General features: G+C 40.4%; 5 protein-coding genes. 2 read left to right on the forward strand and 3 right to left on the reverse strand.

Annotated elements, in window-relative coordinates:
- Positions 1-118: 118 nt before the first annotated feature.
- Both B3600_RS24930 and B3600_RS24935 read right to left on the reverse strand, forming a co-directional pair.
- Positions 119-3,520, reverse strand: coding sequence for a family 16 glycoside hydrolase (locus tag B3600_RS24930; RefSeq protein ID WP_286754806.1), 3,402 nt, complete (start codon positions 3,518-3,520; stop codon positions 119-121).
- Positions 3,521-3,532: 12 nt separating this feature from the next.
- Complete coding sequence (locus tag B3600_RS24935) at positions 3,533-4,801, reverse strand: Gfo/Idh/MocA family oxidoreductase (protein WP_046674856.1); 1,269 nt, start codon at positions 4,799-4,801, stop codon at positions 3,533-3,535.
- Positions 4,802-5,184: 383 nt separating this feature from the next.
- Between B3600_RS24935 and B3600_RS24940 the strand changes: the two genes are divergently transcribed.
- Together B3600_RS24940 and B3600_RS24945 are read left to right on the forward strand one after the other, a co-directional pair.
- Complete coding sequence (locus B3600_RS24940; protein ID WP_286754807.1) at positions 5,185-7,329, forward strand: glycosyl hydrolase family 95 catalytic domain-containing protein; 2,145 nt, start codon at positions 5,185-5,187, stop codon at positions 7,327-7,329.
- Between the two features lie 151 nt (positions 7,330-7,480).
- Positions 7,481-8,728: a glycoside hydrolase family 88 protein gene (locus tag B3600_RS24945; protein WP_286709450.1), complete on the forward strand. Its 1,248-nt coding sequence runs from the start codon at positions 7,481-7,483 to the stop codon at positions 8,726-8,728.
- A gap of 126 nt (positions 8,729-8,854) precedes the next feature.
- On the opposite strand, the gene B3600_RS24950 is transcribed toward B3600_RS24945, so the two are convergent.
- Positions 8,855-12,736 (reverse strand): hybrid sensor histidine kinase/response regulator transcription factor, encoded by a 3,882-nt coding sequence (locus tag B3600_RS24950; RefSeq protein WP_286754808.1) that lies wholly within the window; start codon positions 12,734-12,736, stop codon positions 8,855-8,857.
- Between the last annotated feature and the right edge of the window lie 113 nt (positions 12,737-12,849).

Raw genomic sequence — 12,849 nt, forward strand, 5'->3', positions numbered from 1 at the left:
CTTTAATTTAGCAAAAGTTTTGGAATCATTTGGTTATTTTTCTCACTTGACAAACAAGTGGGCTAATTAGCAAAAAGGGGATAAGATTCCTTATCCCCTTTCTACGTATAAGTTAAGACTATTTGAGTTTTTTTACTCGAATATCTTTAAAGAATACTTCGGTACCGTGTCCAAGGAACCCGATATGACCAGAGGTTCGTTTAAGTCCAGGATGTTGTTTGCCATCCAAGGTTCCGTTTTTGCTTGCCTCGGCGATATCCGCATCAACAATAACAGCGCCATTTAGTGTAACTTTGATACGATTTCCTTTCACGACTATTTCCTCGGAGTTCCATTCACCTACAGGTTTTAAATGACCTTTTTTGGCAGGAACAACACCATAAATCGAACCGTGATATTGGTATTGCTTCAAGTCTTTATAAACATCTGCGCCATCATCAAGTACCTGGATTTCCATTGCCTCATATGCGGCGTCCCCCTCTAGAGGAGCCCTTATTCCCACACCATTGTTGGCACCAGGGGTCAATTTGAAGTCGAAGCGATAAATGAAGTCTGCGTATTCTTCTTTTGTGTAGAGGTTTCCACCAAATTTTGCATTTGGATACACCCAGATATAACCTTCGTCATTGATGACATAGGCTTGGTTTTCTGTCCACTTGTCGAGGTTTGTTCCATCAAAAAGTACTTCAAAACCTTCTTTTTTCTCTTGATCGCTCAATTTAAAGATTTGCTTTCTTGGGAATTCCTTGATAAAAAGATCTCTATAATAAACAACTGAACCATGCGCTTGTAACTCAATTTGTTCGGTAGGGAAAATGGATTGGTTTCTATCCCAATAGTTTTCAAGAGGAATATTATCGGTTACTAACTGTCCATTTAACCAAACCGTGACTTTATCGTCTACCATTTTGATTTTAAACGTATTCCATTCGCCGGTAGCATTGTCGGCAACCTTCAATGGTTTGCTTTCATTTTTCTGGTTGTTATATAATCCACCAGAGCCAACTTGGGCACCGACTCTTGTATTCGCAATATCCCAAATCTGTACTTGTGGAGTACCTCTCAAGTAAATACCGGCATCACCTTCTATACCACCATAGTTCTCCAATTTCCAATCTACAAGCATTTCAAAATCGCCATATTTTTTTACGGTAGCCAGGTTATCTCCTTTACCACTGAAGATAATTTCGCCATTGGATGCTGTCCAGCCTTTGCGCATGATGTCATCGGCTTTAGCTTGTTCTGCTGCTAAAGTTTTCTCGTTCATCTTACTACGTTTGATCGGATCCGCTACCAAACCTTTCCAGCCACTTAGGTCTTTACCATTGAACATCGAAACGTAACCCTCTTTGATGGGCATTTCAGCGAGATAGCGAACAACGGCTTCTTTAAGGTATCCACTTTCACTACCCGACAATTTACCGATTACCTGTTCAAGAACCTCTCTGACCTTTTTTCCATAGAACTTGTTGTCCATTGCAATGTTCATTGCTACATTGGCAGCAGTTCCGCCCAGTTGTGCATCGTTCATTAAGTCGGCGGCAAAAACTAAAGACTGGTATGTTCCTGTAGGTTGTAACGCCGATAATGCTGCTTTTTTCTGATCTGCTGTTTTGGCAACGCTGAATGCATCTCTTAATAACAACGTTTTCTGTTCAGGCGTATTCGAAGAAGAAGAAATTGATTTAATTAATCCCCGGTATACCGTATTGAACAGATTATCGTCTTTTTCTGTTCGGGAAAGAGATACCAATTCTGGAAGTGCGTTGGAGGAAGACCAGCCAGCCAAAGATTCAATTGCTGCTGACCGTAGACTTGTATTATTATTGTTAAGGTATGCAGTTACAGCTTTCAATGACTGTGCGTCACCAAGCCCAGCAAAAATAGGGAAATATTTAGCGGTATTAGGCGCTGCTGATTTCGCTATATTAGTTGCTAGTTTTTCTGTTAATCCTTTTGAATTTGTGCTTGACTGAATCACATTGACAATGGCACGCTGCAATAGAACGGCAGATTTATTATCTGTCGTATTGTTTAGCCTATTGAATAGTTCTTCTAAATCCGACTCCTGGGCAACATTGGGAAGTGCTTTGTTGATCGCTTCTTCGACAGCAGGATTTGAACTCTTTATTGCTAATACAGCTTTGGATGACGCATTGTTGGAACGTTTACTTAAAATATCCAGTAATTGAATCTTTTTGTCGTCATCTACCGTGGCGAGCGCATTGTTGACATCGGTAACAACATTTGCATCTTTAGATGATAGGATCAACGCCTTTACCGAATTGTTGAACTGTTGATCTGTGTTGAGAGCCTGGATTAAAGTATTGGTTTCTTTTCCCTGTGATAGTGTATTTAGTGCACTTAATCCAGCTAATTTAGTTACTGGAGATTGTGTTTTATTTACTAACGCCTGGATTAGTTTTAAACTGCTTGCCGAACCATTGTGGGCTAAGTAGTTCAATACACTTTCTTGAACTTCAGGCGTACCCTTGCTTGCTAAAGCAAGCAAGCTTTTTGCGTCGCTGCCCTTTCCGTATTTTCCGAGTAATTGTAAAGCAATGTTACGGTAAGCACCATTATCGCTCTTAACTGCTGCTAATAAGTTCTTTTGTTGTTTCGCCGGGTCAAGAGTTGTCAATAATTTAAGCGATGCAATTTGACCGTTGATTGATTTGGCTTTTTGGGATTCTTGGAAAAATTTGTTCAGAAACTTGATTGCATCTTGATCATGCTTATTGTCGATCAATGCTTGGGCATAGTCGATACCAAGACCAACCGCATCAAATTTGTCATAGCTGTAACCTGCAGCAGTTAGTTTTTCCTGAAATAGCGATTCAGAAGCTGTGCCACCTATTTTGCTTAATGCGATTAATGCTGTCCGTTGAAAACCGTCCGAATTATATTTTTTGGTCAATCCCAAAATAGCATTTTCAGCATTTTTATCCTTTAAATCTCCGAGTGCAGTAACTAAGGCAATAGCAGTTTTCTCTGTCGTTGACGCAGCTAAAGCTTTTTCTAATGCTGCTGTCGACTCAGGGGTACGAATAGATACCAGAGTTCTCGCTGCAGCATCGGCAAGATAATCGTTTGCCAAGCAATTTGCGACAGCGGGTATAGCGGTATTATCTGCACATTGACGTAATAGGCGTAGTGCAAAGACCTGATTTGTTGGTTCACTCAATTGCGAGATGGATTTTGCCAAACCTTCAACAAAAACTCTTTTATGCTGTTCTTTACCTGGTTGATTTACATAGAATGAATAGCTGTTTGCTGCAAATTCTATCGGAGCATTATTGCTTCCCGGTGCTTTAAGTCCCTTGAGGAAAGTGACAACGTCGTCAGACGAAAAACCTTCCAACTCATGCATGGCAAGCAAAAATTTTTCTTTTTCTTCGGCAGGCTGCTGTGCCAATACGTCTGCTATTTTGGTTGCAGTCGTTCTATTTTGTGGTTGCTGAGCGTAAGTTGCACTAGATATAAGAAGCAATACAGTCAGCGAATTGAATATTCTTTTCATTGGGATTTCTTTTTAAATAGACCAAGGGCCTCTCATTGGTTGGTGAATCAATCTATTTGCGGCGTCATCATTAATAAATAGCTCGTTTTGAGAGTCGTATTTTAATGATCTGTTTAGTCGCAATGCTGCTAACCCCATGTTGACCAAAGTACAAGAACGGTGTCCATTGATTTCATTCAGTGCAAACTTTTCTCTTGTGCGCACAGATTCCAGGAAGTCGGTAATCTGTGGTGCTGGTTCAGGATATTGTGCAAGTTTTCTTTCCAAATCTGGTATATCTGATTGAAACCCTCGATATAATTTACCTTTTGGACCTTCAATATAGGCTGCCTTTTCATCTTTCGCTTCACCATCTAGAATGATCTGACAACCATCGGCATAGGTAAATGTAATTCGTCTCCATGTGCCCACGGCATCCGGATGTTGCTGCGGAGCATCAACGTCAACAGTAACGGGACTTTCGTTGTCTTTTCCTAAGAAGTATTGAACAGGATCCATATAGTGTTGTCCCATATCTCCTAGGCCGCCGCCATCATAATCCCAATATCCTCTAAAGGTCGTATGTACACGGTGCTTATTATAAGGTTTGTATGGTGCTGGGCCTAGCCAAAAATCGTAGTCAAGTTCCGCTGGTACTTTCTCTTCCGGTAGGTTTTCCTTTCCTACCCAATAAAATTTCCAGTCAAAGCCCGTATGTTTGCTTATCGTCACTTTCAAAGGCCAACCCAACATCCCTGTATCAACTAATTTTTTGATTTTGCTTACGGGAACATTCATTCCATAAAAATCATCCTTAAAACGAAACCAGGTATTTAAACGAAAGATATTACCATGCTGTGCAATGGCTTCTTTCACTTTTTTACCTTCACCGATAGTGCGTGTCATCGGTTTTTCACACCAGATATCTTTTCCTGCTTTTGCCGCTTCAATGGACATCAGTCCATGCCAATGTGGCGGAGTAGCAATATGTACGATATCTACTTCCGGAGATTTAATCAACTCCCTAAAGTCATGGTATTCCTTCACACCACCGCCTAAGTCTGCTTGTGCTGCCGCCAGATGGGTTTTGTCCACATCACAAATAGCTACTGTTTTAGTTCCGGCGTAGCCAAAGTGTCCACGCCCCATATTGCCGACACCAATTACACCTTTGGTTAGATGGTCGCTCGGAGCAAGATAGCCCTGTCCTCCGAGTACAAAGCGTGGTACAATAGAAAATGCCGCAGCACCGACCACGGATTTTTTTATGAAATCACGCCTTGATGAATTCTGTTCTTTCATTTTGGTTGGATTAGTTGTTTTATAATTGATCCACTATTAGGCTGTTAAAAATAACGGCATTGGATATTTAATCTTAAAAATAGATAAAAAACTGATAAATGTAAACTGATAACTAAAATTTTACGTATTGTTTATTTGTGTTTTATTAAAAAATAACAAAAGAATGCTGCTGAATTCATTTCTTTCATATATAGCCACCCCATTATTGCCTATGCTTTGTTGTTTTATCTGCTAAATTGTTACATTTCAGCTTGGTAACCGACCTGTGGATAGATTCGGAAAGCCCTACCGATCAATTTTTCTCAATCGTTTTCGTAAAAGAGGCTTGATTTCAGTCGAATAATCCAGCATCTTTATGGTCGCTCTGATAGCATTAAATCCTAATGATGAATCTAAGAATACTATTTTTTCTCATTTGCGCGCTATTCCAGTCGATTTCTGGTTCAGCACAATTTAGAATTCCCGCATTGGGTCATACCATTTATGAAGGTGTATTTACCGGGAATGGTCTACTGGGAACAATGACTTATTTAGCCGGTAAGAATTCCATGCGCGTTGATATTGGGCGAACTGATGTTTATGATCATCGCGCGAATTCGGCCGATAAATTGTTTGATCAGGCGCGTATGTCGTTAGGTCATTTTGAAATGGAATTTGAAAGCCCGATTGTACAGGCACAAGGAGAAATTTATTTAAAAGATGCTTATGCAGAGGCGAAAGTCAGCACGGATAAGGGCATGATGAGAATTCGGACAACCACCTTATCGAATGACAATATTATCTTGCTGGAGGTATTTAAAAAAGATTTTAACGGGAATTACCAGCTTACATGGAAACCCGACGAAGCCATCAGCCCAAGGATGGGATTCAGCTATACGCAAAAACCGAAAAACTATCCGACAAATCCAAAAGGCAGTTTTGGTACACAAGGCGGAATTAAATATTTTGACCAGCCTCTCTTAGCGGGGGGAGGGTATGTAACGGCTTATTGGAGCAAATCTGATAAAGAAGTGGATACCTATTTAATTACTGTAGATTATAGCCAGCATGGGACTGCTTATTTCAAAAAGGCGATTCATTATGTTCGGAATTTTAATGCGCAACAGTTAACGAAAGGACTGGCATCCCATCGCAAGTGGTGGACAAACTATTTTAAGGCATCGACGCTAGAATTGCCAGATACGGTTTATCAGCGGTTTTATGATATGCAACTTTATAAGCTTGCCAGTGCAACAAGGTCAGATAAACCCGCCATGGATTTACAGGGGCCATGGACGAGTCCAACTCCTTGGCCAGCTTACTGGCTTAATCTTAATATGCAACTTGCTTATTCACCAGTTTTCAAAGCCAACCAGCTCGGTATTGCAAACTCGTTGATCCAGATGATTGATCGAAATAAAGATAATTTAAGACAGAATGTTCCCGAGCCTTATCGCTATAATAGTTTGGCTGTAGGTCGCTCCTCGGGACCAAGTTTATGGAGTCCGGTTCTTCTGGCAAAAAATGTTGCGCTGGAAGGCGCTTCCGATGGAGAAAAAGAATTGGGAAATCTCGTTTGGCTTCTGCATAGTTATTATCAGTATTATCGAGCGACCCTTTCTCAGGAAGTATATGATCGCTTGTTCCCGCTACTGAAGGAAGCTATAAATTATCATTTGCACTTATTGCAAAAGGACCAACAGGGTAAATACCATATCGGGGTGAAAACCTATTCACCGGAATACCCTAAAGGTTATGCTTATGATACAAATTATGATCTTTCCATTTTCAGGTGGGGACTCAAGACACTTATAGAGCTGGATCAAGAAAGAGGCGGCAAGGATAAACTTTATGCGGTCTGGAAAGACGTGTTAGCCAACTTGATTGATTATCCACAAGATGCCGATGGCTTTATGATCGCAAGAGACCTTCCCTATGGTGAGTCGCATCGTCATTATTCGCATCTCATGATGATTTATCCGTTTTACGACATAAACTGGGATCAGGCAAATAACCAAGCGCTTATTGAACGTTCTATTGCACATTGGCAGAGCAAAAAGCAATGGTTACAGGGCTATTCATTTACGGGTGCTGCCTCAATGTATGCCATGATGGGGAGAGGAGATTCGGCTTTGGCTTCGCTGGATGTTTTGTTACAGAAATATATTAAATCCAATACACTATATGCCGAAAGCGGTCCGGTGATAGAAACCCCACTCGCAGCGATGGCGAGTATTCAAGAACTGTGTATGCAGTATTGGAATGGCATATTACGTGTGTTTCCTGCAATTCCTTCTAAATGGAAGGATGTTTCCTTTACCAATTTTTTGACAGATGGTGGAAATCTCGTATCAGCGGAGCGTAAAAATGGAAAAACGGTCGGCATCCAAATCCGAAGTCAATATGGCGGTCGTCTACGTTTAAAATCCGATATCGGAACACCAGAGGTAAAAATACAGGGAAAAGGTACGTTTACTGTAGCGCAAGATGGAATAATTGATCTGCAGCTCGATAAGGGAGCAGTCGCTTTGATCAACGCACATGGATAATCGAGCTTAGAGAAAGGAAGACAGGAAAAGCTGGATAGGCAGATGCTTTGAACCCACGCTCCATATTAAAATGGAGAAAAGAGCTGATTATTTAACTATAGAATTGACGCGCTCATGCGCTGACCAAATAAAAATAAACGAATAAAAAATAATGAAATTAAAACAACTTTCTGTGTTATTATTGGCCGTTTTGGGCACTTCGACTGTCGTTCAGGCCCAAACAGCAAAACCGAATCTATCCAAAGAGTTCATTCAGCAACAGTTAGATGCTGCAGCAAAGCAAATAAAAGTCCTGGTGAATGAAACGCCGGCAGAAAAGTTTCCAAAAACTTTCGAAAATGGGAAAGAGGTATTTTCTTCATCCAGTTGGTGGTGTTCGGGCTTCTATCCGGGGACATTGCTGTATTTATATGAAGGCACCAAAGATGAGGGATTATTAAAGAAAGCAACTGAGAAATTGACGTATCTGGAGAAAGAAAAGAACAACAAGGGTACGCATGACTTAGGATTTATGTTATTCTGTAGTTTTGGAAATGCACTTCGTCTCACGGGAGATACGCAAAAGTATGAGCCGATACTCAGCACTGGTGCGAATTCCCTAGCATCTCGCTATAGTCCCGTTACCAAAACAATTCGTTCTTGGGATCACGGATCATGGCAATATCCTGTAATCATTGATAACATGATGAATTTGGAATTTTTGACACAGGTATCTAAAATGACTGGAGATAAAAAATTCTATGACATTGCGGTAGCTCATGCCGAAACAACCTTGAAAAATCACTTCAGAAAAGATTATAGTTCCTACCATGTGATCGATTATGATAAGAAGACTGGTAAGGCTATTGGAAAAAAAACACATCAGGGTGCATTTGATGAATCGGCATGGTCAAGAGGGCAGGGATGGGCACTCTATGGTTATACGATGATGTATCGCGAAACCAAGAAGAAAGAATTTTTGAAGCAGGCACAGCAAATCGCAAAATATATCTTAAGTAACCCAAATATGCCTGCTGATCTGGTTCCTTACTGGGATTTTGATAAAGATAAAATTGCGCAGTCGGACAAAATGTATCCAAATAAGGACCTTCGGGATGTGTCGGCAGCGGCATTGTATGCATCGGCTTTATTAGAACTTTCGCAATACACAAAGGGAAGTGAGGCTGTGAACTATTTTAACAAAGCAGAAATTATTCTTAAAAACCTGTCGAAGGCGCCTTATCTTGCTCCTTATGGTCAAAATGGCGGTTACATTTTACAACATAGTGTTGGAGCGTTGCCATTGAATTCCGAAATCGATGTGCCTTTGACTTATGCAGATTATTACTATGTTGAAGCCTTGGTGCGTTATCAACGCCTATTGTCAGGAGAGCCAATGATCAAAGAGATCGCTAAATAGGACCATCAAAGAAAGCTTGTCGTTGATAAATTAACTCGTTTTAAGTACACAGGTATAGATAAAAAAAGAGATGTTAGAGACATCTCTTTTTTTATGGGATAGGATCTAGACTACTTTGAAATATCACTAAGTTTCAGTGGTCTGGCTAGAATTTGTTGTTTGCTCTGACGGATTGTATCCGAACTGTTTTTTAAATTCCTTACTGAAGTATTTCCTGTCGGAAAAGCCTACGGCATAAGCGATTTCACTGATATTCATTGCGGATGTTAGTAACTCTTTCGCTTTGTTTAGCCTATACGTTTTTACATAATTGTTGAGTGACAAATTGGATATGGCTTTTAGCTTGCGATAGAGGATTGGTGCGCTCATTCCCATTGTTCGCGCTATAAAATTGACATCAAAGCCATCTGATTGGATATTTTCTTCAATCAACTGATTTAGGGATGAGATAAATTGTGCATCGAGTTCATTGTAGAATATAGCCGTTTTGACTTCAAATTCCTTGCTTCTTTTCTGACTGACCGCTATGAGATTTTGTGCAGAAAGAAAAAGCTGTTTATTGTCGAAAGGTTTTGTCAAATAGATGTTTGCGCCATGCTCTAAGGCCAAAGTTTGGGAATCGTTGTCGGTTACAGCAGTCAGCAAGATGAATGGTATATGGCAGGTCGTCATATTTGTTTTAATGGCCTGGCATAGCTGAGCACCGTCCATGTAAGGCATCATCAGATCCGAAATAATCAGATCAGGGATATATTCCAATGCTTTAGAAAGGGCTTCCTCACCATTGACAGCAGTAATAATGCTGAAGCTCTCCTCAAATAGACTGACAACGGCTGCTAATAATTCGCTATTGTCCTCTACAATCAAGATGGTCTGCTTTAAGGAAATATCCAGCGTGCCTAAGTTCGTTGTGTTTGCTTCCTCTGTCTCTTTTGTTAATATTTCTAGCGGTATAACTCCGGTTTTTTGGTTTATTTGCTTGGGGAGACTAACAGTAAATACAGTCCATTGGCCTTTTTCATCATTCATCGTTGAGCAGCGAATATCTCCTTCGTGCTGCTGCACAATTTGTTTGGTAAGTGCTAGACCAATACCTGTTCCGATCACGTCATTAGCCTGTTCTTCACGATAGTACTCTTCAAATATTTTAAATTGGTTGTCGGTAGCGATACCGATACCATTATCGATAATACTGATCGCTATTGTGTGATCATTTTCGATAAGATCCAGATAAACTGTGCCATGTTCTGGTGTGTACTTGATCGCATTTGATAAGAGGTTAAACATGACTTTATCAAATTGTACAGTATCTATGGATTGTAGCCCCACAGCATCCAGCTGCCGGATATAGTAGTTGAGGTGTTTTGCTTTTGCAAGGTCATTTAATAGGTAGAATGTATCTTCTATATATTCCCGAAAAGAGATGTCTGTTTTCTTCAGTACAAAGTGTTTGTCATCGAATTTTTTAAAATCCAGTAGCTCGTTGATAACACCCAGGAGTTTACTGGCATTCTTTTTTATCCGTTTTACCTTGTTCTGGGTAGAAGTAAGATTGGCTGTTTCGGAAATAATTTCATCCAAAGGAGCCGTTATCAAAGTCAGTGGTGTACGGATTTCGTGGGATATCTGTGTGAAGAACTTTATTTTCTTTTCCTGTTCCCGTTCTGAGTTGATCAACATCTCACGTTCGACAACAAACTTGATAACAAAATGTACACCGAGAGTAAACAAGCCGGCATACAAAAGATAGGCCCACCAGGTCCTCCAAAAGGGAGGTTTAATATCGATATTGATCCGCAGGGGTATGCTGCTCCAGATACCATCGTTGTTACTGGCGAAAATGGTCAAGGTGTGCATACCTGTAGGAATATTGGTATATCGTATAGAGGGGGTATTTGTTTCAACCCAATCCTTGTCGAAACCTTCGAGCTTATAGCGGTATCTGTTCTTCTGCGGTTTGATGAAATTGGAACCTGAGAAATTAATCGTTACAAAGTTTTCATCGTGTCGGAGTTTGAGCTGGTAGCTGTTGGGGTCTGACGTTTTCTGTAAACGTCCGTAGTTCAATGGCGTGTCTTCGAGAAAGATATTTCGAAAGAGTACTTCGGGGATGTTCTGATTAAAGATAATTTTTCGGGTATCTAGAGAAACTACACCATTTAGTGTCGTGACGAATAGTGTTCCTGCTTTGCTGGCAAAGACTTTGGCACCAAGTAGATTTTTGACCGGTAAACCGTCATATTGATTCAGGAGGTAACGCTGTTTTGTTTTGGGATTGTAGCATATTAATCCATTTTTACTTGTAAGCCACACTTGATTGTTCACAATGATGGGCCAGCCTAAGGAATTGTTTGGAAAACGTGATATTTTGGTAAGCTTATCGTACTGATCAAGATGATAGAGATCTTCTTTTGACGTCAGCCAGATGTCACCATTCGGATGCACATAAAATCCACCCAGGGCTAATGTATCAAGCTGTTTTATTGGTCGTATGTTTGATTCATTCGGTTTTTTGCGAAAAAGTGTCCCGCCTCTAAGAAAATAGGTCTGCTGTTTATGATCAGCTTGGATATCATCAATTGTACCTGTTTTTAATGCAGCATGATACGTTGCAGGTTTTCCTGGCTCCACGATATAGAGCCCTTTGTTGGTTCCAAGGTAAATACGGTGTGTCGGATCGACGTAAATGCTGTAGATGTTATTTTTGAGATTTAGGAGTTCTTTTTCGAGGTAAAAATGCTGTGCATTTCCAGATTGTGCATCGATAATGGAATAGCCGCCGCCATATTGTGCCGCGTAGATTTTATTATCGCGAACATAGAGGTCCTTGATCAGGTTTGACTGGGTTAATTTTGATAAAGGTGAAGTTACTCCAGTTATTTTGTCAATTTTGTTGATTCCTTCTTCTTCTGTTCCGATCCAAAACGCATTTTCTGACTCAGCAAAACTGCCGGTGATATCGCTACTGAGGCTGAGAGCAGTGCGCGAACGTGTTGAGTAATGCTGTATGGGGATGAGATCGGGGTAGATGGCATTGATTCCTCCAAAATAAGTTCCTATCCAAGTGATCTGTTGGCGATCTATGAAGATATCATAGATGGAATTTTGACTCAATGAGTTTTTGACGGAGGTATTGTGTTTATAGTTTAGGAAATGTGGCGAGCCGTTAAAGATGGAGAGTCCTTTTAGTGTACCGATCAAGAGATCTCCTTGTTTGGTTGGGACTATTTTTCTGATGTTATTGCTCAGTAGGTTGCTGTTTGATTCTGTTAAGTTATTCCATTTTTTATCAATGAAGTTGTATTGGAATATTCCGTGCAATTTTGTGCCAACCCACAAGATACCTTGATGGAAATATTGGGCACTGAAAATACGTTCTTTTAACGGCAGCGGGGGAAACATCAGATTCTGGATATGGAAGATCTGATTATTTTGCCATGAAAAAGACTCGATGCCCTTATAACTTGCTACTGTATAGGTGTTGGGGCTGGTTTGGATGATCGATTGCACTCGGGGGCGGTCGAGGATTCTCTTGAGATTGTAGGAGCCAGCTGTCGGGATTGCCTGATAAAGCCCCTTGTCAGTGCATAGAAATATCTGGTCTGATAAAAACTGGATGTCGGTGATGACAATTTTTTCCTGAAAAGGTTTTCCTTGTTTAAATACAGCTTTACGTTTATCGATGTCGAAAATGAATAGTTGGGTTGCCGTAGCGATGAAAAGATGATTCTTTGCATTGATGCCAATCTTATTAATATAATCTACCTTTTTAAAGACGGTATCCTGTACCAAAATATTGGTGATATTCTGGGAGTCATATACAAATAGGTTGGCGCCACCACCGAACCAAAGTTTACCCTGTTTATCCTGCGCAATTGTTAATACTGCCTGTTTATCCAACACATTCTCCTGGCTCAGTGTCTCAAACTTAAGATCCTGAGCATGACAAAGGGAAATGATGGATATCAACAGCAGAAATTGTCGCGATAAAATAGGCAATATGTTCATGGTTATGGGGTATTTGGATCAAATTTAAGATTTTACCCCCAAATATTTATGAATTTCACCCCTCTTAATTTGCGTATAGGCCCATCTTTGACCTAGTTAAACAACCAATTTTT

The sequence above is a fragment of the Sphingobacterium sp. UBA2480 genome (assembly GCF_002341965.1).
Lineage (GTDB): Bacteria > Bacteroidota > Bacteroidia > Sphingobacteriales > Sphingobacteriaceae > Sphingobacterium > Sphingobacterium multivorum.

Coding starts and splice junctions, on each gene's coding strand:
- B3600_RS24930 (WP_286754806.1), bottom strand. CDS start 3,520: ATGAAAAGAATATTCAATTCGCTGACTGTATTGCTTCTTATATCTAGT.
- B3600_RS24935 (WP_046674856.1), bottom strand. CDS start 4,801: ATGAAAGAACAGAATTCATCAAGGCGTGATTTCATAAAAAAATCCGTG.
- B3600_RS24940 (WP_286754807.1), top strand. CDS start 5,185: ATGATGAATCTAAGAATACTATTTTTTCTCATTTGCGCGCTATTCCAG.
- B3600_RS24945 (WP_286709450.1), top strand. CDS start 7,481: ATGAAATTAAAACAACTTTCTGTGTTATTATTGGCCGTTTTGGGCACT.
- B3600_RS24950 (WP_286754808.1), bottom strand. CDS start 12,736: ATGAACATATTGCCTATTTTATCGCGACAATTTCTGCTGTTGATATCC.